Origin of the sequence: Streptomyces sp. NPDC088746, assembly GCF_044751065.1 — a bacterium.
Taxonomy (GTDB): domain Bacteria; phylum Actinomycetota; class Actinomycetes; order Streptomycetales; family Streptomycetaceae; genus Streptomyces.
The window spans coordinates 87,066-110,738 of sequence record NZ_JBIVLA010000006.1 but is presented as its reverse complement, the minus strand read 5'-3'; the positions used below and the strand labels follow the sequence as shown (position 1 = coordinate 110,738).

Annotated in this window: 17 protein-coding genes and 1 riboswitch; of the genes, 6 read left to right on the top strand and 11 right to left on the bottom strand. The window is 71.0% G+C overall.

The annotated features are described in order from the left end of the window. Nucleotides 1–38: 38 nt before the first annotated feature. A complete protein-coding gene (locus ACIP63_RS25600; RefSeq protein ID WP_401519804.1) occupies nucleotides 39–2,921 on the bottom strand; it encodes a GNAT family N-acetyltransferase in 2,883 nt (960 codons plus the stop codon). Nucleotides 2,922–3,086: 165 nt separating this feature from the next. On the opposite strand from ACIP63_RS25600, the gene ACIP63_RS25595 reads away from it, so the two are divergent. Next, nucleotides 3,087–3,368, top strand: coding sequence for an HPr family phosphocarrier protein (locus ACIP63_RS25595; RefSeq protein WP_356710256.1), 282 nt, complete (start codon nucleotides 3,087–3,089; stop codon nucleotides 3,366–3,368). 171 nt (nucleotides 3,369–3,539) lie between these two features. Here ACIP63_RS25595 and ACIP63_RS25590 read toward each other — a convergent pair whose 3' ends face one another. From ACIP63_RS25590 to ACIP63_RS25575, 4 genes are all read right to left on the bottom strand, one after another. Next, nucleotides 3,540–4,238 carry a GntR family transcriptional regulator gene (locus tag ACIP63_RS25590; RefSeq protein WP_401519801.1) on the bottom strand — a complete coding sequence of 233 codons (699 nt, stop codon included), beginning with the start codon at nucleotides 4,236–4,238 and terminating at the stop codon, nucleotides 3,540–3,542. A 223-nt stretch (nucleotides 4,239–4,461) separates the two neighbouring features. Further along, nucleotides 4,462–5,253: a M23 family metallopeptidase gene (locus ACIP63_RS25585; protein ID WP_401519798.1), complete on the bottom strand. Its 792-nt coding sequence runs from the start codon at nucleotides 5,251–5,253 to the stop codon at nucleotides 4,462–4,464. Nucleotides 5,254–5,265: 12 nt separating this feature from the next. After that, a riboswitch (cyclic di-AMP (ydaO/yuaA leader) is annotated at nucleotides 5,266–5,434 on the bottom strand. 191 nt (nucleotides 5,435–5,625) lie between these two features. Continuing rightward, nucleotides 5,626–7,008, bottom strand: a complete 1,383-nt coding sequence (locus ACIP63_RS25580) for a M16 family metallopeptidase (RefSeq protein ID WP_401520719.1) — start codon at nucleotides 7,006–7,008, stop codon at nucleotides 5,626–5,628. A 26-nt stretch (nucleotides 7,009–7,034) separates the two neighbouring features. Beyond that, on the bottom strand, nucleotides 7,035–8,387 hold the full coding sequence (locus ACIP63_RS25575; protein WP_362940958.1) for a pitrilysin family protein: 1,353 nt from the start codon (nucleotides 8,385–8,387) through the stop codon (nucleotides 7,035–7,037). A 246-nt stretch (nucleotides 8,388–8,633) separates the two neighbouring features. Here ACIP63_RS25575 and ACIP63_RS25570 point away from each other — a divergent pair, with 246 nt between their 5' ends. Continuing rightward, a complete protein-coding gene (locus ACIP63_RS25570; RefSeq protein WP_401519794.1) occupies nucleotides 8,634–11,084 on the top strand; it encodes a DNA topoisomerase (ATP-hydrolyzing) subunit A in 2,451 nt (816 codons plus the stop codon). A 24-nt stretch (nucleotides 11,085–11,108) separates the two neighbouring features. Here the strand turns inward: ACIP63_RS25570 and ACIP63_RS25565 are convergent, their stop codons facing one another. Continuing rightward, nucleotides 11,109–12,170 (bottom strand): CobW family GTP-binding protein, encoded by a 1,062-nt coding sequence (locus tag ACIP63_RS25565; RefSeq protein ID WP_401519791.1) that lies wholly within the window; start codon nucleotides 12,168–12,170, stop codon nucleotides 11,109–11,111. Between the two features lie 20 nt (nucleotides 12,171–12,190). Beyond that, a complete protein-coding gene (locus tag ACIP63_RS25560) occupies nucleotides 12,191–13,354 on the bottom strand; it encodes a citrate synthase/methylcitrate synthase (protein WP_401519788.1) in 1,164 nt (387 codons plus the stop codon). A 142-nt stretch (nucleotides 13,355–13,496) separates the two neighbouring features. On the opposite strand from ACIP63_RS25560, the gene ACIP63_RS25555 reads away from it, so the two are divergent. Continuing rightward, the gene (locus ACIP63_RS25555) at nucleotides 13,497–14,825 is read left to right on the top strand and encodes a citrate/2-methylcitrate synthase (RefSeq protein WP_401519785.1); all 1,329 of its coding nucleotides are present in this window, start codon (nucleotides 13,497–13,499) and stop codon (nucleotides 14,823–14,825) included. Nucleotides 14,826–14,852: 27 nt separating this feature from the next. On the opposite strand, the gene ACIP63_RS25550 is transcribed toward ACIP63_RS25555, so the two are convergent. Next, a complete protein-coding gene (locus ACIP63_RS25550; RefSeq protein ID WP_401519782.1) occupies nucleotides 14,853–15,863 on the bottom strand; it encodes a LacI family DNA-binding transcriptional regulator in 1,011 nt (336 codons plus the stop codon). A 157-nt stretch (nucleotides 15,864–16,020) separates the two neighbouring features. Between ACIP63_RS25550 and ACIP63_RS25545 the strand changes: the two genes are divergently transcribed. Next, nucleotides 16,021–17,745 (top strand): ATP-binding protein, encoded by a 1,725-nt coding sequence (locus ACIP63_RS25545; RefSeq protein ID WP_401519779.1) that lies wholly within the window; start codon nucleotides 16,021–16,023, stop codon nucleotides 17,743–17,745. Next, on the top strand, nucleotides 17,742–18,419 hold the full coding sequence (locus ACIP63_RS25540; protein WP_401519776.1) for a response regulator: 678 nt from the start codon (nucleotides 17,742–17,744) through the stop codon (nucleotides 18,417–18,419). The genes ACIP63_RS25545 and ACIP63_RS25540 overlap by 4 nt, the downstream gene beginning before the upstream one ends. Nucleotides 18,420–18,453: 34 nt before the next feature. Here the strand turns inward: ACIP63_RS25540 and ACIP63_RS25535 are convergent, their stop codons facing one another. The 3 genes from ACIP63_RS25535 to ACIP63_RS25525 all read right to left on the bottom strand — a co-directional run bounded on the left by ACIP63_RS25535 (nucleotide 18,454) and on the right by ACIP63_RS25525 (nucleotide 22,918). Continuing rightward, entirely contained in the window at nucleotides 18,454–20,046 is a 1,593-nt protein-coding gene (locus tag ACIP63_RS25535) for a cation acetate symporter (RefSeq protein ID WP_401519774.1), read from the bottom strand. Further along, complete coding sequence (locus tag ACIP63_RS25530) at nucleotides 20,043–20,507, bottom strand: DUF485 domain-containing protein (RefSeq protein WP_401519771.1); 465 nt, start codon at nucleotides 20,505–20,507, stop codon at nucleotides 20,043–20,045. Before ACIP63_RS25530 ends, ACIP63_RS25535 begins: the two co-directional genes overlap by 4 nt. Before the next feature lie 287 nt (nucleotides 20,508–20,794). Then, nucleotides 20,795–22,918: a type IIA DNA topoisomerase subunit B gene (locus ACIP63_RS25525; RefSeq protein WP_401519768.1), complete on the bottom strand. Its 2,124-nt coding sequence runs from the start codon at nucleotides 22,916–22,918 to the stop codon at nucleotides 20,795–20,797. A 433-nt stretch (nucleotides 22,919–23,351) separates the two neighbouring features. Between ACIP63_RS25525 and ACIP63_RS25520 the strand changes: the two genes are divergently transcribed. Next, nucleotides 23,352–23,585 carry a hypothetical protein gene (locus ACIP63_RS25520; RefSeq protein WP_104789587.1) on the top strand — a complete coding sequence of 78 codons (234 nt, stop codon included), beginning with the start codon at nucleotides 23,352–23,354 and terminating at the stop codon, nucleotides 23,583–23,585. Nucleotides 23,586–23,673: the final 88 nt, after the last annotated feature.

Here is a 23,673-nt window from a genome sequence, read left to right as displayed (position 1 = left end):
GTGACTGCCGGGGACGCTGTGCGGGGGTCCGTGGGCGTTCAGTAGCTGGGGAGCCGGCGGGGGCCGAGGTCGCCGCGGGCGGGGGGCGGGGCCAGCCGGACGCTCGCTCCGAGCACCGTCAGGCCGTGCGTGGCGACGACGACGGGTTCCAGCGAGACCGAGACCACCTCGGGGTGGTCGTCGACCAGCCTGGACACCCGCAGCAGGAGCTCTTCGAGCGCCGCGGTGTCCGCCGGAGCGGCCCCGCGCCAGCCGAACAGCACCGGAGCCGCCTTGATGGAGCGGATCAGCTCGGCCGCGTCTCGGTCGGTGACGGGTACGAGACGGTGGGCCGTGTCGCCCAGGAGCTCGGAGGGCGCGCCGGCCAGGCCGAAGGAGAGGACGGCACCGGCGGCAGCGTCGATGGACGCCCTGACGACGGTGTCGACACCCCTGGGCGCCATGGCCTGGACGACGGGCCTGAGTTCGGCGGGCGTGCCCAGCAGATCGGTCAGTTCGTCGTACGCCCGGCGCAGCGCGTCCTCGCCGGCGAGATCGAGCCGGACGCCGCCGAGGTCGGCGCGGTGCCGGAGATGGGGGGCGGTGGTCTTGAGGGCCACCGGGTAGCCGATCTTCTCGGCGGCGGCGACGGCTGCCTCCCGATCGGGGGCGGGGAGCGCCGGCCGTACGGTGACGCCGTAGCGGGCGAGCAGCTCACGGGCCTCGTCATGGGTCAGCGGACGGCCGCGCGGGTCGGGGGCCGGGCCGAGCAGCGTCTCGATCAGCGCGGCGGTCCCGTGCTCGTCGATGGTGTCGTTCAGGAATTCGGGCACCCTGCCGGGGGCGGCCGCCTGGCGTCGCCACTGGGCGTACTTCACCGCCTCGGCGAGCGCGCGGACGGCTCGCTCGGCGGCGGGGTAGGCGGGAATGCGCCCGGCGGAGGAGCCGCCCGCACTCCTGTCGGGCGCGGTCGGCGCCGGGGCGCCCGCGTCGTCGGCCCGGGGGGCGGAGGCGGGCGGGGTCGGGGCTGCCGCGGGGCCGGCCGGCCGCCGGGTCTCGCGCGGGGCGGCCGTGCTCGTGGCGGCGGCGAGGGCATGCGCCAGTCCGCCCATCTCCACGTGCACCACGGCCACGGGCTTGGCGGGGCTGTCGGCCGCCGCCTCGCGCAGGGCGGCGGCCAGGACCTCGCCGTCACCGGTCTCCGCCTCGCCGTTCTCGCCCACCCAGGGGATCGCGGTCACGATCACGGCGTCGCACGTCCGGTCGGCGAGAGCCTCGGCCAGCGCGTCACGGAAGTCCTGCGGGCTCGCCACCGTGGTGAGGTCGCGGGGCGGGCGCGGGCGGAGCCCTTCCGCCATGCAGGCGTCGTAGGCGAGGAGGCCGAGCGACTCCGAGTTGCCCAGGATGGCCACGCGGGGGCCGTCCGGCAGGGGCTGGCCGGCGAGGAGGAGGCCGACGTCGACCATCTCCGTCACGGTGTCGACGCGGATCACGCCCGCCTGGCGCATCAGCGCCGAGACCGTCGCGTCGGGGATACGGCTGACGGGCACCGCGTGGCCCGGCGGATTGGATCCGCTGTGCCGGGCGCCCTTCACCACGACCACCGGCTTCACGGCGGCCGTCCGGCGGGCGAGCCGGGTGAACTTGCGCGGGTTGCCCAGTGATTCGAGGTACAGCAGGGCGACGTCGGTGTCCCGGTCCTCGTACCAGTACTGAAGGAAGTCGTTGCCGGAGACGTCGGCGCGGTTGCCCGCGGAGATGAAGGCCGACAGGCCGGCGCCCCTGCGGTAAAGACCGGACAGGACGGCGATGCCGATGGCGCCCGACTGGGTGAAGAGCCCGATGCGCCCGGCCTTGGGCGACTCGGGGGCGAGGGAGGCGTTGAGGCGGACCGTGCCGGACGTGTTGATGATGCCGAAGGCGTTCGGGCCGATGATCCGCATCCCGTAGGAGCGTGCCTGCCGGACCAGTTCGCGCTGCCGTTCCCGGCCTTCGGTGCCTCGCTCGGCGTAACCGGCGGAGAGGACCACGAGGCCCTGGACGCCGTTCTCGCCGCAGTCGGCCACGACCTCGGGCACCCGGTCGGCCGGAACGGCGACGACCGCGAGGTCGACCCGCTCGCCGATCTCGCCCACCGAGCGGTGCGCGGGCACCCCGTCGAGTGTTCCCGTACCGGCCGCGAAGGAGGTGTTCACGGCGTACGTGCGCCCGGTGAAGCCCGAGGCCAGGAGGTTGCGCAGCACGGTCCGGCCCACACCGCCGGGCTCCCGGCCGACGCCGACGACCGCGACGGAGCCGGGGGTCAGCAGGCGCTGCACGGAGCGCGCCTCGGCCCGCTGCTCACGGGCGCGCTGGACGGCGAGGGACTCGGCCGTGGGTTCCAGATCGAGGGTGAGGTGGACGGAGCCGTCCTCGAAGCTGCGCTGCTGGGTGAAGCCGGCGTCCCGGAACACCTTGATCATCTTGTTGTTGGCGGGCAGCACCTCTGCGGCGAAACGGCGGATCCCCCGCTCCCTGGCCACCGCCGCGATGTGTTCGAGGAGGGCGGACGCCACGCCGCGGCCCTGGTGGGCATCCTGCACGAGGAAGGCGACCTCCGCCTCGTCGGCGGGGGCCGAGGCGGGCCGGCCCTGCTCGTTGATCCGGTCGAAGCGGACGGTGGCGATGAACTCGCCGCCGATCGTGACGGCCAGTCCCACCCGGTCGACGTAGTCGTGATGGGTGAAGCGGTGCACGTCACGGGCGGAGAGTCGGGGATACGGGGCGAAGAAGCGGTAGTACTTCGACTCGTCGGACACCTGCTCGTAGAAGCTGACCAGCCGCTCGGCGTCGTCCGTGGTGATGGGCCTGATCCGCGCGGTGCCACCGTCGCGGAGCACCACGTCCGCCTCCCAGTGGTCGGGGTACGCGTGATGCGGACTCTGCTCCGGAGTGGGCTCCATGGGCAAAGCCTACGGCTCGTGGCACCGGTAGCGGCGGGATCCCGGCAAGGGCACGCTGGGGGTGCCGGCGGACGGCGGGCAGGCCGGTGGCGGTGCCGGGCACGGCAGCGCGCACTGCATGAGAGACTGGTCTAGACAACCCATTGTTACGTGAAGGGCAGAACCATGGCTGAGCGCCGCGTCAACGTCGGTTGGGCCGAGGGCCTGCACGCCCGCCCCGCTTCCATCTTCGTCCGTGCCGCCACGGCCTCCGGCGTCCCCGTGACGATCTCCAAGGCCGACGGCAACCCGGTGAACGCCGCCTCCATGCTCGCGGTGCTCGGCCTGGGCGCCCAGGGCGGCGAGGAGATCGTGCTCGCATCCGAGGCGGACAACGCCGAGGCCGCCCTGGACCGCCTGGCCAAGCTGGTCGCCGAAGGGCTCGAGGAGCTCCCGGAGACCGTCTGATTCCGGCCACTTCGAGCCGGAATTTTTTCGCGGAAAAGCCGCGGCACCCCCGACCGGGAGCCGCGGCTTTTCTGTTCCCCGAACCGAAGCGGGCAGAGCTCCGGAAAATGGGTCAGGGCAGCAAAAAGAAAGCCCTTCGACAATTACCCCTCTTTGTATACGGCGCAATTGTTAATGACGGACTCCCGCGATGTTTACGGGGTGTTGCGAAGTCCTCACCCGGGTCTGGCCGGGCGTGTGCCCCGGCGCGCGCCGCAGCCGGTGGGCCGCCGTGGCCCGCTCGGCGTGCTGGGTGGCGAGCGCCCGGGCCCGCTCCGCGTCGCGGCGGGCCACGGCGTCGACCAGAGCGCCGTGCTCGGCCCAGGAGTCCGCGGGGCGGGCCGGCTGCTCGACCGCGTACATCCAGGCGATCTTGTGCCGGAGCTGGGTGAGCAGAGCGATCAGCGCGGGGCTCCCCGAGGCCTGCGCCAGCGTCTCGTGGAACCAGCCCCCCAGGGAGCGCAGGTCCTCCCCCTCGCCCCGGCGCACCCGCTCCTGGCCCAGCCTGACCAGGCCGCGGAGCACTTTGAGATGCGCCTCGGTGCGGCGCTGCGCCGCACGTGCGGCCCCGAGGGGCTCCAGGAGCATGCGTATCTCAAGAAGGTCGGCCGCTTCCTGCTCGGTGGGCTCGGCGACACAGGCACCCGCGTGCCGGCGGGTCACGACGAACCCTTCGGACTCCAGGGTGCGCAGCGCCTCGCGTACGGGGACGCGGGAGACGCCGTAGCGACGCGCGAGCACCTCTTCGGTGAGGCGGCTGCCGCGTTCGAAGACACCGGAGACGATGTCGTCACGGATTGCCGTGCATACCGAATGCGCGGGAATGCGCATGTCCGAACCTCCGCCTTAATCCCCGCGAAACGCGGCCGATCGACGCCTGTTCTGTGACTCTATTGCAACCGGCCGGAATTTCCGATGGCGGGGTGGAATCCATGGATATCTTTTGGCCAGGGAGCACTTCCGCGGGGGCTTCGGCACGCGTCGGCCCCGGGGCACGGCGAAGGCCCCGGCGGATGCCGGGGCCTTCGTCAGAGATCGCGGTGGCGGCGCGGGGTCAGACCTGGACGCCGTGGGCGCGGAGGTAGGCGACGGGGTCCATGTCCGAGCCGTACTCGGGGGTGGTACGGGCCTCGAAGTGCAGGTGCGGCCCGGTGGAGTTGCCGGTCGAGCCGGAGAGGCCGATCTGCTCGCCGGAGCCGACGCTCTGGCCGACGGAGACGCCGATCGAGGAGAGGTGGCCGTACTGGGTGTACGTGCCGTCCTTCATCCTGAGCACGATGTTGTTGCCGTAGGCGCCGCCCCAGCCGGCCTCGACGACCGTACCGGCGCCGACCGCGACGACCGAGGTGCCGGACGCGGCCTGGAAGTCCACGCCGGAGTGGGAGCCGGAGGACCAGAGCGCGCCACCGGACTTGTAGCCGGTGGTGACGTGGGAACCGGCGACGGGGAGGTGGAAGGCGTTGAGCCGGGCGCGCTCGGCGGCGCGGGCGGCGCGTGCCTTCTCCTCGCGGGCCTCCTTGGCGCGGGCTTCCGCCTTGCGCTCGGCCTCGGCCTTCGCCTTCGCCTTGGCCTTCGCTTCGGCCGCGGCCTTCGCGGCGACGTCGGCCTGGTGCTTCTGGGCCTTCGCCTGAGCCTCGATCTGGGCCGCGAGAGTGGTGTCGAGGGCGACCGTCTGGGTCAGGCCGGTGCTGCCCGCGGTGACCTCGGAGTCCGCGGCGAGGGCCGGGGAGGCCGTGGCACCGAGTACGCCGGTGGTGGCCAGGGCGGCGACGCCGGCGACCTTGGCGCTCTTGCGCGTCAGGCGGCTCGGGGCACGGTGCTTCCCGGTGGCACGGATGAACGCCATGGAGGGGCTGGTCCTTTCCTTCCTTCTCGCCTACCGGGTTAGCTGACGGGTTCGGAGCAGGAAGGTCTCCTACGGGCCCCTGAGCCTCCGACGAGGTACAGGGATCCGATTCACCCCAGGGACTTCATGGGTCCCCGGCTCCCCAGGCTCGCGCCTGACGGGGACTCGGCGATGGCTGTCCGGCGCCGCGGGCGCGGCAATCGTCCGGCGGACAGCCGCGCCGACGCTAGATCGGGAGACTTTCCCCCGCCAAACGGAAAGGGCCTTTTGTCGCACATCCCACAGGACGAAATACGACTTTCCCTGCAATACGGACAAATGACAGAACCCCGGCGGGAGTACAGCCGCCGGGGCCCGTCATGTCCGGTTCCGTCAGCCGCTGACGACCGACACCTCACCGATACCGAGCGCCTCCACGGGCTCCTTGATCCGAGCGGCGTCCCCGACCAGGACGGTGACCAGCCGGTCGACCGGGAACGCGTTGACCACGGCGGCGGTCGCCTCGACCGTGCCGGTGTCGGCCAGGCGTGCGTACAGCTTCGCCTGGTAGTCGTCCGGGAGGTGCTGCTCCACCTGGTCGGCCAGGGTGCCCGCGACGGACGCCGCCGTCTCGTACTTGAGCGGGGCGACGCCCACGAGGTTCTGCACGGCGGTCTCCCGCTCGGCGTCGGTGAGTCCCTCGGCCGCGAGGGTGCGCAGGACCTTCCAGAGGTCGTCCAGCGCGGGACCGGTGGACTCGGTGTCCACCGAGCCGCTGATGGCGAGCATCGCGGCACCCGCCGCCCCGGACGAGGAGCCGGGCGCCGTCGAGCGCAGCACCTGTCCGAAGGCCCGGACGCCGTAGGTGTAGCCCTTCTCCTCACGCAGCACGCGGTCCAGGCGCGAGGTCAGAGTGCCTCCCAGGCAGTAGGTGCCGAGGACCTGGGCGGGCCACACGCTGTCGTGCCGGTCCGCGCCGATCCGGCCGATCAGCAGCTGCGTCTGCACGGCTCCCGGACGGTCCACGATGACCACACGGCCGGTGTCGTCCGCGGTGATCGGGGGCACGGGCCGGGCCTGGCCCGCATTGCCCGACCAGTCACCGACGGTGTCGGAGAGCAGCGCGTCGAGGTCCACGTCGGTGAGGTCGCCGACGACGACCGCCGTCGCCGTGGACGGGCGGACATGGGCGTCGTAGAAGGCGCGTACGGCGGCGGCGTCGATCCGCCGGACCGTCTCCTCGGTGCCCTGGCGCGGGCGCGACATCCGTGCGGTGGCGGGGAAGAGCTCCTTGGAGAGCTGCTTGGCCGCGCGCCGGGCCGGGTTGGCCTGCTCGTGCGGGATCTCGTCGAGGCGGTTGCCCACCAGGCGCTCGATCTCGCTCTCCGCGAAGGCCGGGGCCCGCAGGGCCTCCGCGACCAGGCCGAGGGCCTTGGTCAGCCGGGAGACCGGCACCTCCAGGGAGACGCGGACACCCGGGTGGTCCGCGTGGGCGTCCAGCGTGGCGCCGCACCGCTCCAGCTCGGCGGCGAACTCCTCCGCGGAGTGCTTGTCCGTGCCCTCGGACAGCGCGCGCGCCATGATCGTGGCCACACCGTCCAGGCCCTCGGGCTCCGCGTCCAGCGGGGCGTCGAGGAAGATCTCCACGGCGACGACCTGCTGGCCGGGCCGGTGGCAGCGCAGCACGGTCAGCCCGTTGGGCAGGGCGCCGCGCTCGGGCGCGGGGAAGGCCCAGGGCCTGGCCTCGCCGGCGGTCGGCTGCGGGTGGTACTCCATCGCTACTCCAGTCACGGCGGCGTCGGTCACTTGTCGGCCCCCTCGGGCGCGTCGGTGCCCTCGGTCTCGTCGGCCGGTTCGACCGGCTCGTAGACCAGGACCGCACGGTTGTCGGGGCGCAGGTGCGCCCGGGCGGCTGCCTTGACCTCGTCGGCCGTCACGTCGAGCACACGGCCCACCGCGGTCAGGGCGAGCTGCGGGTCGCCGAACAGGACGGCGTACCGGCACAGTTCGTCCGCGCGGCCGGCGACCGTGCCGAGGCGGTCGAGCCACTCGCGCTCCAACTGCGCCTGGGCGCGCTCCATCTCCTCCGGCGTGGGGCCCTCCTCGGCGAAGCGTGCCAGCTCCTCGTCGACGGCCGCCTCGATCTGCGGCACCTCGACGCCACCGGACGTCTTGACGTCCAGCCAGCCGAGCGACGGCGCTCCGGCGAGCCTGAGCAGCCCGAACCCGGCGGCCACCGCCGTACGGTCGCGGCGCACCAGACGGTTGTGCAGACGGGACGACTCACCGCCGCCGAGCACGGTCAGGGCCAGGTCAGCGGCGTCGCACTCGCGGGTGCCGTCGTGCGGCAGCCGGTAGGCGGCCATCAGCGCACGCGCGGGGACCTCCTCCTGGACCACTTCGCGCAGCTGCTCGCCGATGATGCCGGGCAGCGTGCCGTCGCGCGGGGGCTGCTTGCCGTCGTGCGAGGGGATGGAGCCGAAGTACTTCTCGATCCAGGCGAGCGTCTGCTCCGGGTCGATGTCCCCGACCACGGAGAGCACGGCGTTGTTCGGCGCGTAGTACGTACGGAAGAACGCCTGCGCGTCCTCCAGCGTCGCCGCGTCCAGGTCGGCCATCGAGCCGATCGGCGTGTGGTGGTACGGGTGGCCGGCCGGGTAGGCGAGAGCGGTGAGCTTCTCGAAGGCCGTGCCGTACGGGACGTTGTCGTAGCGCTGGCGGCGCTCGTTCTTCACGACGTCCCGCTGGTTCTCCATGGACTCCTCGTCGAGCGCGGCGAGCAGTGAGCCCATCCGGTCGGCCTCGAGCCACAGGGCCAGCTCCAGCTGGTGCGTGGGCATCGTCTCGAAGTAGTTGGTGCGTTCGAAGCTGGTCGTGCCGTTCAGGGAGCCACCGGCCCCTTGCACCAGCTCGAAGTGCCCGTTCCCCTTGACCTGGCCCGAGCCCTGGAACATCAGGTGCTCGAAGAGGTGAGCCAGACCCGTGCGCCCCTTGACCTCGTGGCGGGAGCCGACGTCGTACCAGAGGCAGACCGCGGCGACGGGGGTCAGATGGTCCTCGGAGAGCACCACGCGCAGGCCGTTGGCCAGACGGTGCTCGGTCGCCGTCAAGCCGCCGGAACCGGCCTGGGCTGTGGCCGTGTGACCCATGGGCATGTACGTCCCTTCGATCGGTACAGGATTTCCTGCCGGACCTGCCACTCTAGGCAAGCGCACGGGCACCTGGCGAAGTTCCCGCCGGGTGAATGTTGTCGTAGATACTGCCGTGCACGGGGGCTCCGCGGAGGCCCCGAGGACCGCTTCGGACGGGTCGAGGTCGGTGTTGTCAGTACGGCGGGCCACAATGGTCCGCGTCAGAACCTGAGGTTGCCCGACAGAATCTGTGAAGGAGTCGCAGCCGCGATGGCCCGCCGCAGCACGAAAACCCCGCCGCCGGACGACTTCGAGGAGAAGATCCTCGACATCGACGTCGTCGACGAAATGCAGGGCTCCTTCCTCGAGTACGCGTACTCGGTGATCTACTCCAGGGCTCTGCCCGACGCCCGCGACGGCATGAAGCCCGTGCACCGCCGCATCGTGTCCCAGATGAACGAGATGGGGCTCCGCCCCGACCGCGGCTACGTGAAGTGCGCACGCGTCGTCGGCGAAGTGATGGGCAAACTGCACCCGCACGGTGACGCGTCGATCTACGACGCACTGGTGCGCATGGCACAGCCGTTCTCGATGCGCCTGCCCCTCGTCGACGGGCACGGCAACTTCGGCTCGCTGGGCAACGACGACCCGCCGGCCGCCATGCGGTACACCGAGTGCCGGATGGCCGACGCCACGTCGCTGATGACGGAGTCGATCGACGAGGACACCGTCGACTTCCAGTCGAACTACGACGGCCAGGAGCAGGAGCCGGTCGTCCTCCCGGCCGCGTACCCGAACCTCCTGGTCAACGGCGCTTCCGGTATCGCGGTCGGCATGGCGACCAACATGCCCCCGCACAACCTCGGCGAGGTCATCGCCGCCGCCCGCCACCTCATCCGGCACCCGGGTGCGGACCTCGAGACGCTGATGCGCTTCGTCCCGGGTCCCGACCTGCCCACCGGCGGCAGGATCGTCGGCCTCGGCGGCATCAAGGACGCCTACGCCGCGGGGCGCGGCACGTTCAAGATCCGCGCCACGGTCGCCATAGAGAGCGTCACGCCCCGTCGCAAGGGTCTCGTCGTCACCGAACTTCCCTTCACCGTCGGTCCGGAGAAGGTGATCGCCAAGATCAAGGACCTCGTCGGGTCGAAGAAGCTCCAGGGCATCGCGGACGTCAAGGACCTCACGGACCGGGCGCACGGTCTGCGTCTGGTGATCGAGGTCAAGAACGGCTTCGTGCCGGAGGCCGTGCTGGAGCAGCTCTACAAGCTGACGCCGATGGAGGAGTCCTTCGGCATCAACAACGTCGCGCTGGTCGACGGGCAGCCGCTGACCCTGGGGCTCAAGGAGCTCCTCGAGGTCTATCTCGACCACCGCTTCGACGTGGTGCGCCGGCGCAGCGAGTTCCGCAGGACCAAGCGGCGTAACCGGCTGCACCTGGTCGAGGGTCTCCTCGTGGCCCTGCTCGACATCGACGAGGTCATCCGGCTCATCCGGGACAGCGACAACTCGGCGCAGGCGAAGGAGCGCCTGATGGAGCGCTTCTCGCTGAGCGAGATCCAGACCCAGTACATCCTGGACACCCCGCTGCGCAGGCTCACGCGCTTCGACAGGATCGAGCTGGAGAGCGAGCGCGACAAGCTCGACGAGGAGATCGCTCAGCTGACCGCGATCCTGGAGTCGGACGCGGAGCTGCGGAAGCTGGTCTCGGCCGAACTGGCCGCGGTGGCGAAGAAGTTCGGCACCGAGCGGCGCACGGTGCTGCTGGAGTCGGCGGGTTCACAGGTCGCCTCGGTGCCGCTGGAGGTCGCGGACGACCCGTGCCAGGTGCTGCTCTCCTCGACCGGCCTCCTGGCCCGTACGGCCAACGCCGAGCCGGTCCCCCAGGCCGAGGACGCCAGGCGCACGAAGCACGACGCCATCGTCTCGGCCGTCCCCGCGACGGCGCGCGGGGACGTGGGCGCGGTGACGTCCGCCGGACGGCTGCTCCGGCTCTCGGTGATCGACCTGCCGCAGCTGCCGGACACCCATGCCGCTCCGAACCTGTCGGGCGGCGCCCAGATCTCGGAGTTCCTGACGCTGGAGCCGGACGAGGATCTGATCTGCCTCACCACCCTCGACGAGGAGGCGCAGGGCCTGGCCATCGGCACCCTGCAAGGCGTGGTGAAGCGCGTGGTGCCCGACTACCCCGCCAATAAGGAGGAGTTGGAGGTCATCTCGCTGAAGGACGGTGACCGGATCGTCGGCGCCAAGCAGTTGCGTACGGGCGAGGAGGACCTGGTCTTCATCACGTCCGACGCCCAGCTCCTGCGCTATCCCGCCGCGTCGGTGCGTCCGCAGGGACGCCCCGCGGGCGGCATGGCAGGGGTCAAGCTCGCGGCGGGCGCCACCGTTCTCTCGTTCGCGGCGGTGGATCCCTCCGCGGACGCGGCGGTGTTCACCGTCGCCGGATCGCACGGCACGCTGGACGACTCCGAGCGGACCTGGAAGCTCACCCCGTTCGACCAGTACCCACGCAAGGGCAGGGCCACCGGCGGGGTGCGCTGCCAGCGCTTCCTCAAGGGGGAGGACGTCCTGGTGTTCGCCTGGGCGGGCGAGACCCCGGCACGGGCGGCCCAGAAGAACGGCGCACCGGCCGAGCTCCCGGACCCGGATCCGCGCCGTGACGGTTCGGGCACACCGCTGACGAGTCCGGTCGCGGTGATCGCCGGGCCTCTGTAGGGCACCCGGCCGGGCGGCGGGGGCTCAGTCCTCGTCGTCCGGCTGCCGTACGTACCGCAGGACGCCCCACATGCTGCGCTCCAGCTCCTCGTTGGCGTCCTGCCACGCGTCCTGGCAGGCCTCCAGCTCCTTGCGCAGGGCCTCGGCGTCGATACCGGAGCCGATCAGCACCAGCTGGGTGCGTCGCGGTTCGTCACGGGCCCAGCGCTCCGGCACGAAGCGCAGGAACCTCCCGACGGCGTGCAGGGCGTACCGGTTGCCGGGGTCGCCCGCACCGAAGTCGGCGAACCCCTTGATCCGGTAGAGGCCCGCCGGCCTGGAGTCGAGGAACGCCATGAAGCGGCGGGGGCTGAGCGGCACGTCCGCGGTGAAGGAGACACTCTCGTACGCCGTGTGCAGGTGCTCCTCGTGCGCGCGGTCGGCTTCGGGGAGCAGGTCCTCGAACGTCAGCTGGCGGAACGAGTCGTCCTCGTCCGGCCGGAGCACGGGGTCGAAGAGCAGCTCCGGGTCGATCCTGCCGTACGCGGCGCGGATGACCGCCGCCCCGGCGCCCGCCGTCCCGGCCGTCTCCCGCACCGCCGCCAGTTCCGCGTCCGAGACCCGGTCGGTCTTGTTCAGGACGATCAGGTCGGCGGCCGCGAGGTGGCGGTCGATCTCGGGGTGGCGCTCCCGCGTGGCGGGGAACTCGGCCGCGTCGACGACCTCGACCAGTCCCCCGTACCGGATGTGCGGATTGTCGCTGGCCAGCAGCATCCGTACGAGTTCCTGGGGCTCGGCGAGACCGCTGGCCTCGATGACGATCACGTCGAGGCGCGCGGCGGGCCCGGTCAGCGTCTCCAGGTAGGTGTCGAGCTCGCTCGCGTCGACCGCGCAGCACAGACAGCCGTTGCCCAGTGAGACCGTCGATCCGACCTGCCCCGCGACGGTCATGGCGTCGATCTCGATGGAGCCGAAGTCGTTGACGATGACCCCGATCCTGTTGCCCGCCCTGTTGCGGAGCAGATGGTTGAGCAGTGTGGTCTTGCCGGATCCGAGGAACCCCGCCAGGACGACGACCGGGATCTGCGGGGCGTGGGGCGGGGTCAACGGGGCCTTCCTCGGGTCGTTCAGAGCGCCGGTACGGGCTGCGGAGGCGGGGGCCCGGCATAGCGGGCCGCCGGGCGGATGATCTTCGAGTCCTCCGCCTGCTCCAGGATATTGGCGCTCCAGCCGACCATGCGCGCGGCACAGAAGGTGGGGGTGAACATCTCGCGCGGCAGCCCGCAGAGCTCCATGACGACACCGGCGTAGAACTCCACGTTCGTGTGCAGCTCGCGTCCCGGCTTGAGCTCGGCGAGGATCGCCTCCACCTGGCGTTCGACCTCGACGGCGAAGTCGACGAGCGGGCCCCCGAAGCTCTGCGCGACCGAGCGGAGCATCCGTGAGCGCGGGTCCTCGGTGCGGTAGACGGGGTGCCCGAATCCCATGATCCGTTCCCCCGCGAGGACCCGTTCACGGATCCAGGCGTCGATCCGGTCCGGGGTGCCGATGGCGTCCAGGGTGTCCAGCGCCCGGCTGGGCGCGCCGCCGTGCAGGGGGCCGGAGAGCGCACCGACGGCTCCGACGAGGCAGGCGGCGACATCGGCGCCGGTGGAGGCGATCACCCGGGCGGTGAACGTGGACGCGTTGAAACCGTGGTCGACGGTGGAGACGAGGTACCGCTCGACGGCCGAGGTCCGTACGGCGTCCGGCTCCTCGCCGGTGAGCATGTACAGGTAGTTCGCGGCGAACGGGAGGTCGTCGCGTGGCTCGACCGGCTCCAGGCCCTGGCCGAGGCGGTACAGGGAGGTCAGCACCGTGGGGACGGCCGCGCATACGGCGAGGGCGTCCTCGCGGCGGCGGCCGGCACCGATGTCGTACACCGGACGGAACCCGGCCGAGGCGCCGAGCAGCGAGAGCGCCGTACGAAGGCCTGCGAGCGGGCCGGAGAGGGCCCCGGCCCGGGCGATGGCGGGCAGCGCCTCCCGCACCTCTGCGGGCAGCCGGCGCAGGCCGGCCGTGCGGGCGGCGAAGCCGGCGCTCTCGGCCCGGCCGGGCAGCTCGCCGTGGAACATCAGGTACCAGACGTCCTCGAAACCGCGGCTCTGCGCGAGCTCGACCGCCGAGTACTGCCGGTAGTGGTAGAACCCCTCGCGCCCGCGCACATCCCCGAGCGCGGTCTCGGTGACGATCACGCCGGCGAGCCCCCGGGGCATGTCGAGAGGGGCGGTTTCCGTATGTGAGGCAGGCATGGCAGGTCTCTCCTCCACCGATGAGCTGTACATTGATTCGACTGTCCATGGTTGACTTTGAAGTTGTCAATATTGATCGAATCAATATGAATCGTCGTTGGAGGTGATCCGGCAATACATGGACATGGATACGGTGGGCGCCATGACGCATGACTCGGCGCACGGAACCGGTACGCACGACTCGGGAGCCGAGGGGGCGCCCCGCAGGCTCACCACCCGGGAGGCGGCCGAATGCCTCGGGGTGAAGCCCGAGACCGTGTACGCCTATGTGAGCAGGGGGCAGCTGACCAGCAAACGGACCCCCGGCGGGCGCGGCAGCACGTTCGACGCCACGGAGGTCGACGCGCTGGCCCGCCGCACGGGGCGCAGGGAGCCTTCGCCGTCCGCCGGGGGTGATCTGGTCTTCCGCACCGGCATCACGCTCATCGAGCCGGACCGCTACTTCTTCCGCGGCGTCGACGCGACCGAACTCGCCCGTCACCACGGCTACGAGGAGGTCGCCGAGTGGATCTGGACCGGCGAGCTCCGGCCTGGCATCCGCTTCACCGCGGCGCGCGAGTCCCTCACCGCGGCCCGGCGGACGGCCGCCTCGATGCCGCGGCACAGCAGCGCGACGGACCGGCTCCGTGCCGCCGTCGCCGCGGCCGCGTCCGCCGACCCTCTGCGGTTCGACCTCTCCCCCGAGGGGGTGCTCAACAGCGCGCGCAACCTGATCCCCACCCTGGTCGGCGCGCTGCCGGCAGCCGGGGACGAGGCCGAGGGCGAGGTGGGGGCCGAGGGCTCTCTGGCCGCCCGGCTGTGGCCGAAGCTCTCCGCCCGGCCCGCGGACGCGGCCGCGCTGGCCGTGCTCGACACCGCGCTCGCGCTGCTGGCCGACCACGACCTCGCGGCCTCGACCCTGGCGGTACGGGTCGCCGCCTCGACCCACGCGAACCCGTACGCCGTGGTCTCCGCGGGACTCGGCGTGCTGGAGGGCCCCCTGCACGGCGCCGCGAGCGGGCCGGCACACCGGATGCTGGCCGAGGTCGTGGACCGGGGCGGCGCGGCTCCGGTCGTCGCGGACCACCTGCGCGCCGGCCGACCGGTACCGGGGCTCGGCCACCGCCTGTACCGGAACGAGGATCCGCGGGCGGGCGAGCTCTTCTCGCTGCTGGACGAGATTCCGCAGGCGGCCCCGGCGGTGGCGGCGGCCCGTGACGTGGTCGCGACCGCCGCCCGCCACACACCTCTGCACGCCAACGTCGACCTGGCCCTGGCCGCCCTCTCGGTGGCGTACGGCATGCCCGCCGAAACGGGTGAGACCGTGTTCGCCGTGTCCCGCACGGCGGGCTGGATCGCCCACGCGATGGAGGAGTACACGGAACGGCCGCTGCGCATGCGTCCCAGCGGGCAGTACAACGGCCCGCGCCCTCCCCGGCCGCTGCCTGCCCCGAAGGCGCCCACGCCCGGGGGCGCGGGTCCTGCAAATTAGCTACAGCCGGCGGAAATTCTCACCGGCCTACGACCGGGGCGGACGGGCCGTGGAACCACGGACGACCAGTTCCGGCTCGAAGAGCAGCTCGTCCGACGGCACCGAGCGCCCCCCGATCTGCACGGAGAGCAGCTCGACCGCGGCCCTGCCCATGGCTTCGATCGGCTGGCGCACCGTGGTCAGCGGCGGTTCGGTGCAGTTCATGAACGCGGAGTCGTCGTAGCCGACGACGGAGACCTCTCCGGGCACCGACAGACCCCGGCGCCGCGCCGCGCGTACCGCGCCCAGGGCCAGCGGGTCGCTGGCGCAGATGATGCCCGTGATCCCCTGGTCGAGCAGCCGTGTGGCGGCGGCCTGGCCGCCCTCGAGCGAGAACATGGCCCGGGAGACGCACTCGTCCGGCACGGTGGCCCCCGACTGGGCGGCCAGCGCGCGGGCGGCGGCGAGCTTGCGCTGCGAGGGCATGTGGTCGGCCGGGCCGAGGACGAAACCGATCCGCTCGTGGCCGAGCGAGACGAGATGACGCCAGGCCTGCTCGACGGCCACCGAGTCGTCGCAGGAGACCGCCGGGAACCCGAGATGCGCGATGGCGGCGTTGATCAGGACGACCGGGATCTTGCGGTCGGCGAGCACCTTGTAGTGGTCGTGGGGGGCGTCCGCCTGGGCGTACAGACCACCCGCGAACACGACTCCGGACACCTGCTGCTGCAGGAGGAGCTCCACGTAGTCGGCCTCGGAGACCCCGCCCTTGGTCTGCGTGCAGAGCACCGGGGTCAGGCCCTGCTGGGCGAGCGCGCCTCCGACCACCTCGGCGAAGGCCGGGAAGATCGGGTTCTGAAGCTCGGGCAGGACCAGTCCGACGAGCCTTGCACGCTCACCGCGGAGCTGCGTCGGGCGCTCGTAGCCGAGCACGTCCAAGGCGGAGAGAACGGCTTGGCGTGTGGCGTCGGAGACACCCGGCTTGCCGTTCAGCACGCGGCTGACCGTCGCCTCGCTGACTCCTACTTTCTGGGCAACCTGAGCAAGTCGTCGCGTCATAAGCGCAAGATTAGCGCAAGAACCGCAAGAATATTGCGTCCAGACGGATACCCATAGAACGCTCACAGATGGAGGGCGGGACGGCAAGAGCCCGGCCTGGCCGGCGATCGGCGTCCGGGATTTCGGTGAGCGCGGATTGCCCCTTACCGTTCGTACGATGAGCGCCCCACGGACCACCCCACGGGGACCGCGCCGGTTCGGCTGGCCGCGGCGGGTCTTCTCGCAGGTCCTGCTGATGCAGCTGGCCATCATCACCGGCGTCACGGTCCTCGTCACGGGCCTCTTCCTGGCACCGCTCAGCGCCCAGCTCGACGACCAGGCGATGCGCCGCGCCCTGGCGATCGCGCAGTCCACGGCGGCACAGCCGCAGATCTCCGCGTCCCTGCTCACCACCGAGCCGCGCCCGGACGGCGCCGTCCAGGCCGCGACTGAGCGGATCAGGCGCGCGACCGGTGCCGAATACGTCGTGGTCATGGACCGGCAGGGGGTGCGCTGGTCGCACACGGACTCCTCCCGCATCGGCGACGTCGTCTCCACCGACCCCAGTGCGGCGCTCGCCGGCCGGTCCGTGATGGAGATCGACAGCGGCACGCTCGGACGTTCGGCGCGCGGCAAGGTGCCGCTGCTCGACGGATCGGACCGGGTCGTCGGTGCCGTCTCGGTGGGCATCGCGTACGACAGTGTCCGCGCCCGGCTGCTCGCCACGATCCCCGGACTGCTCGCCTACGCGGGCGGGGCACTGGCCGTGGGAGCCCTCGCCGCCTATCTGATCTCCCGCCGTCTCCAGCGGCAGACGCACGACCTGGCGTTCTCCGACATCTCGGCGCTGCTCACCGAGCGCGAGGCCATGCTGCACAGCATCCGTGAGGGCGTCGTCGCGCTCGACCGCACAGGGCGCATCAGGCTCCTGAACGACGAGGCCCAGCGGCTGCTCGGGATCGGCCCAGAGGCCTCGGGCAAGCAGCTCGACGAGGCACTGGGCGAGGGGCGCACCACCGACGTCCTGGCCGGGCGGGTGGTCGGTGACGACTTGGTGACGGTCCGCGGCAACCGCGTGCTCCTCGCCAACCGGATGCCGACCGACGACGGCGGGGCCGTCGCCACGCTGCGCGACCGTACGGAACTGGAGTACCTCGGCCGTGAACTCGACTCCACCCATGGCCTGATCGACGCCCTGCGCGCCCAGGACCACGAGCACGCCAACCGGCTGCACACCCTCCTGGGGCTGCTGGAGCTGGAGATGCACGAAGAAGCGGTGGAGTTCGTCACGGAAGTCGTCGGCGTCCACCGGGCCACGGCCGAGCAGGTCACCGAGAAGGTCCACGACCCCCTGCTGGCCTCGCTCCTCGTGGGCAAGGCGACCGTGGCCGCCGAGCGCGGTGTCGCTCTGCGCATGGCGGCGGGGACCCTCCTGCCGGACCGGCTGGTGGACCCACGCGGACTCGTCACGGTCCTCGGCAATCTGGTGGACAACGCGCTGGACGCGGCCGCGGGGACGCCCGACGCACGGATCGAGGTCGGACTGAGGGCCGAGGGCCGTACGGTGGTACTGCGGGTGCGCGACAGCGGCCCCGGCGTTCCGGCCGGTGATCACGAGTCCATCTTCACGGAGGGCTGGTCGACCAAGGAGCTCCCGGCCCACGGCAAGCGGGGCCTGGGGCTGCCGCTGGTGCGGCGGCTCGCCGAGCGACAGGGCGGCAGCGTGTTCGTGTCGAGCGCCCCCGAGGGCGGCGCGGTGTTCACCGTCGTCCTTCCGGAGGCTCTGGGCGGCACGGAACGGCTGGGCGTCCCGGCGCCCGCAAACCCGGAACGGCTCGGCTCCCCCGCCGCGGGCGGCCCGTCGGCCCCCGTACGGCCCGCGACGTCAGGAGACGCCCCGTGATCGAGGTTCTGGTCGTGGACGACGATGTGCGGGTCGCCCGGATCAACGCGGCCTATGTCGCCAAGGTGCCCGGATTCCGGGTGGCGGCCATGGCCCACTCCGCGACAGAGGCTCTCGCGAGGATCGGCGACGTGCCCATCGATCTGATCCTGCTCGACCACTACCTCCCGGACCGCAACGGCCTGGCCGTGGTGCGTGAGCTTCGGGCACTCGGTCATCACGCCGATGTGATCATGGTGACGGCCGCCCGCGACGTGGCGACCGTACAGGCGGCGATGCGGCACGGCGCCCTCCAGTACCTGGTCAAGCCGTTCGCCTACGCCGGGCTTCGGACCAAACTGGAGGCGTACGCGGCGCTGCGCCGGACCTTCGAGGGCGGCGGCGAAGCCGAGCAGACGGAGGTGGACCGGCTGTTCGGGGCCCTGTGGGCCACGGGCGGGTCCGACCTCCCCAAGGGCCATTCGACGACGACCGCGGAGCTGGTCCGCCAGGCCCTGCGGGCTGCCGAGGGGCCGCTCTCCGCTCAGGAGGTCGCGGAGAGCGCCGGAATGAGCCGACAGACGGCCCAGCGCTATCTGAAGCTGCTCGAACGCACGGGCCGCGTGCGGCTCTCGCTCAAGTACGGCGAGACGGGCCGCCCCGAACACCGGTACATCTGGGCCACCGGCTCCTGAGGGTGCGGCCCCGCCCTCCCGAAGGAGGTCCCGCCTATGCCGCCCCCGCCCCGGTGAGCGACCTGACCTCCGTCTCGGCGTGCTTGGCCGGGTCCGGCGGCTCGGGTGAGGTGACCGTGCCGATCCAGCCGGCCAGGAAGCCCGCCGGGATCGACACCAGTCCCGGGTTCTCCAAGGGGAAGAGGGCGAAGTCCACGCCGGGGAAGAGCGAGGTGGCGCTCCCCGAGACGACCGGCGAGAGCAGGACGAGCAGGACAGCGGGGATCAGGCCGCCGTAGACCGCCCAGACGGCGCCCCGGGTGGTGAAGTTCCGCCAGAACAACGAGTAGAGCAGCGCCGGGAGGTTGGCCGAGGCGGCAACTGCGAAGGCCAGGCCGACGAGGAACGCGACGTTCAGATTCTGGGCCAGGAGGCCGAGTCCGATGGCCACCACCCCGACGCCCGCAGCGGCCACCCGGGCCACGCCGACCTCGCTGCGCTGCTTGGCGCCCGGCCTCCGGAACGAGGCGTACAGGTCGTGGGCGACGGAGGCGGAGGAGGCGAGGGTGATCCCCGCGACCACGGCGAGGATCGTGGCGAAGGCGATGGCGGCCACGACGGCGAAGAGCACCGTGCCGCCCGTGGAGCCCTCACCGCCTCCGAGGACGAGCGCCAGGAGCGGGACAGCCGTGTTCCCGGAGGCGTTGGACGCCCGGACGTCCGCCGATCCGACGAGCGCGGCGGCTCCGAACCCGAGGACGATGGTCATCAGGTAGAAGCTGCCGATGAGCCCGATGGACCAGACGACGGAGCGCCGGGCCGCCCGGGCCGTGGGGACGGTGTAGAAGCGCGACAGGATATGCGGCAGCCCGGCCGTGCCGAGGACGAGCGCCAGCCCGAGGCTGATGAAGTCGAAGCGCGCCGTCCAGCTCCCCCCGTACCTCAGGCCCGGCGAGAGGAAGTCCCTGCCGTGGCCGCTGCGTTCGGCCGCGGAGGTCAGCAGGGCGTTGAGGTCGCCGTGGAAGCGGAGAAGGACGAGCACGGTGAGCGCGAGGGCACCGGCCATGAGCAGGACGGCCTTGACGATCTGGATCCAGGTCGTGGCGCGCATGCCGCCGAGCGTCACGTAGACCACCATCAGCGCTCCGACCCCGACCACCGTCCAGGAGCGGGCGGTATCGCTCGTGCCTCCGAGCAGCAGCGCGACGAGGCTCCCCGCGCCCACCATCTGGGCCACCAGGTAGAGCACCGAGACGGTGACCGACGAGGTGCCCAGCGCCGTGCGCACCGGGCGCTCCGCCATCCGGGCGGCGACCACGTCGGCGAGTGTGAACCGCCCGCAGTTGCGTACGAGTTCGGCGACGAGGAGCAGAACGACGAGCCAGGCGACGAGAAACCCCACGGAGTAGAGCATGCCGTCGTACCCGAACAGGGCGATCAGCCCCGAGATGCCGAGGAAGGACGCCGCGGACATGTAGTCACCGGCGATGGCGAATCCGTTCTCCATGGAGGAGAACAGCCGTCCGCCGGCGTAGAACTCCTCGGCGGACCCCTGCCTGTTGCGGCTGACCCAGGTGGTGATGCCGAGCGTCACGGCGATGAACACGCTGAACAGCAGGAGCGCCAGCGTCTGATGGTCCCCCCTCACCGGCTGATCCCTCTTGTCATCTCCTGTGTGTCCCAGCGCAGTTCCAGAGCGGCACGGTCCCGGTGCAGACGCGCGTGCCGGGCGTACGCCCAGGTGAGCAGGAAGGTGGTGAGGAACTGCCCGAGCCCGGCGACCATGGCCACGTTGAGCGCGCCGGCGACGGGACGCGCCATCAGGTCGTGGGCGGTGGTGGCCGCGACGACATAGGCCAGATACCAGAGCAGGAAGGCGGCTGCGGCGGGAACCACGAACCGCCGGTAGCGACGGCGCACTTCGCGGAATGCGGGACTGTCCTGCACCTCCAGATAGATCTCTGCCGCGCTCCGGTCCCGCTCCTGGGACCGCCCGTCGGCCTCGACGGCCCCCGCACCGTCCGGCTCGCCCCACACCGTGCCCGACGCCTCGTACCACGGGTCGTCGAGCCGCATCGCTGCGGCGCCCGGCCCTGCTTCCTTCTCCACCGACAACTCCCTTGTCCACGAGCCTCTTCGGCCGCGTAGCCAAGAATGGGCAGACCGGGAAGATCCCGGGCACTTCATTCGCCGTGCTTCACCATTTCAGGTGACGGAAGTGCCGGGTGGGTGTGCGAGTCACCGGCCGTAGGCATAGCCCACGGCTCCGGCCCCGGCGCGTGCACGGCGTGGAGATTCCGGTGTCTTCGACGCTACGGAGGCACGGCGGGCAGGGATCGGCTCGGAGGGGCTGACCGTGGGTGGAGAACGGTCTCCACCCACGGAAGCGCGGAACCTCAGACGTCGATACGCGAGCGGTCCAGGGTGGCGGCGGAGCTGGTGATGAACTCCTTGCGCGGGGCGACCTCGTTGCCCATCAGCAGGTCGAAGACCTGCTCGGAGGATTCCAGGTCGCCGATGTTGATCCGACGCAGGGTGCGGTGGCGCGGGTCCATCGTGGTTTCCGCGAGCTGGTCCGCGTCCATCTCGCCGAGGCCCTTGTACCGCTGGATCGAGTCCTTGAACCGCACGTTCTTCCGCTGCAGCTCCAGCAGGGTCTGCCGGAGTTCGTTGTCGGAGTAGGTGTAGATGTACTTGTCCTGGCCCTTCTTCGGCTGGACGAGCTCGATCCGGTGCAGCGGGGGCACGGCCGCGAAGACCCGCCCTGCCTCGACCATCGGCCGCATGTAGCGCTGGAAGAGCGTGAGCAGCAGGGTGCGGATGTGCGAACCGTCGACATCGGCGTCCGTCATCATGATGACCTTGCCGTAGCGCGCCGCGTCGATGTCGAAGGTGCGCCCGGAGCCTGCTCCTATGACCTGGATGATGGCTCCGCACTCGGCGTTCTTGAGCATGTCCGAGACGGACGACTTCTGGACGTTGAGGATCTTGCCCCGGATCGGCAGCAGCGCCTGGAACTCGCTGTTGCGGGCCAGTTTCGCGGTGCCGAGGGCCGAGTCGCCCTCCACGATGAAGAGCTCGCTGCGCTCCACGTCGTCGCTCCGGCAGTCCGCGAGCTTCGCGGGCAGCGAGGAGGACTCGAGCGCCGTCTTGCGGCGCTGAGCGTCCTTGTGCTGGCGGGCCGCGATGCGGGTGCGTGCCGCGGCCACCGCCTTGTCCAGCACCGCCCTGGCCTGAGCCTTGGCATCGCGCTTCGTGGACGTGAGGAATGCCTTGAGCTCCTTGGCGACCACGTTGGCCACGATCCGGTTGGCCGCCGAGGTGCCCAGGACCTCCTTGGTCTGGCCCTCGAACTGCGGCTCCGCCAGCCGTACGGTGACGACGGCGGTCAGGCCCTCCAGGGCGTCGTCCTTGACGATGTCGTCCTCGGCCACCCGCAGCAGCTTGGAGGACCGCAGGACCTCGTTCACCGTCTTCGTGAGGGAGCGCTCGAATCCGCTGACGTGGGTGCCGCCCTTGGGGGTGGCGATGATGTTGACGAAGGACCTGAGAGTGGTGTCGTAGCCGGTGCCCCAGCGCAGGGCGATGTCGACACTCAGCTCACGGGTGACCTCGGTCGCCGTCATGTGCCCCCGGTCGTCGAGGACCGGCACGGTCTCCTTGAAGGTTCCCGTTCCGTTGAGGCGCTGGACGTCGCAGACGGCCTTGTCCTGCGCCAGGTACTCGCAGAATTCGCTGATCCCGCCGTCGTAGTGGAACGTCTCCTCCGTCTTGCCCTCGCCGTCGATGCCCCGCTCGTCGCGTACGACGATGGTGAGGCCGGGCACGAGGAACGCGGTCTGGCGTGCCCGCTGGTACAGGGTCTCCAGGTCGAGCTTCGCGTCCTTGAGGAAGATCTGCCGGTCCGCCCAGTACCGCGTACGGGTACCCGTACGCGTCTTGGGGACGCGCTTGCCCTTACGGAGGCCGTTGGCGGGGTCGAAGGGGCTGTCCGGCCCCTGTTCGGTGAAGATGCCCGGGACACCGCGACGGAAGCTGATGGAGTGGGTGACACCGCGGTCGACCTCGATGTCCAGCCGGGCGGAGAGCGCGTTCACGACCGAGGCGCCGACACCGTGCAGGCCGCCCGACGCCGAGTAGGACCCGCCGCCGAACTTTCCGCCGGCGTGCAGCTTGGTCATGACGACCTCGATGCCGGACAGCCCGGTCTTGGGCTCCACGTCGACCGGGATGCCCCGGCCGTTGTCGCGGACCTCTACGGAGGAGTCGTCGTGGAGGATGACCTCGATGCTGTCGCAGTAACCGCCGAGAGCCTCGTCGACCGAGTTGTCGATGATCTCCCAGAGGCAGTGCATCAGTCCGCGGCTGTCCGTGGACCCGATGTACATCCCGGGGCGCTTACGAACCGCTTCGAGCCCCTCGAGGACGAGGAGGTGCCGCGCGGTGTAGTTGGAGCTGTCCCTGTCTGAGCCGCCTGCTCCGGTCAGCAGCGCAGTGGACGGCACGGAATCGGCGGTCACGCGGTTCGCTCCTCGCTGAATTTCATTTGGGGGCCCGGTGGGTATCGGGCTCGGCCTCGGTAGCCGCTGAGAGCCTACCGAGGCCTGGTAGAGCGGTTGTAACGCCACCCAGGGGGAATCCTTATGCTAGTCCAGCCTCGCATACGCGTTCGATCATTCGTTAGGGTGACGTGCACATCACGTTCCCTTCGAGGCATGAACCATTTAGGCTCCGGGCACGTCCTCATGAACAACCGGCAAGCCAGCCGGCGGACCGGCCCACACAAGCAACGCGAAACCGTAGCGCTACGCAATACGGCACATTCGCCGCCAACCGGCAACAGACAGCCATCCTGAGAAGAAGTTTCGAAGAAATGCCACGAGCGGGAACGTTTTCGGCCTGGTTGGATGTTGACCCTGGTACGACAGCTCGTCGAGCTAGAGAAGAGGCGACGTGACTACTGTTCTGACCCCCGCGAGCCCGCTGACCGCAGCAGACCGCTGTGACCGTTGCGGCGCCCAGGCATATCTGCGCGTCGTCCTGATCAGCGGCGGTGAACTGCTCTTCTGTGCCCACCACGGGCGCAAGTTCGAGCCGGAACTCAAGAAGATCGCCGCGGAAATACAGGATGAGACAGATCGGCTCACTGCCGTGCAGGCCAGTGCCGCCGACGAGGATCAACACTGACACCTCGCATCCACGACGAGCTATGGGCACGGTCCAGGACCGGCCGACGGGCGGCCTCCCCTCGGGGAAAGCCGCCCGTTCTCATGTG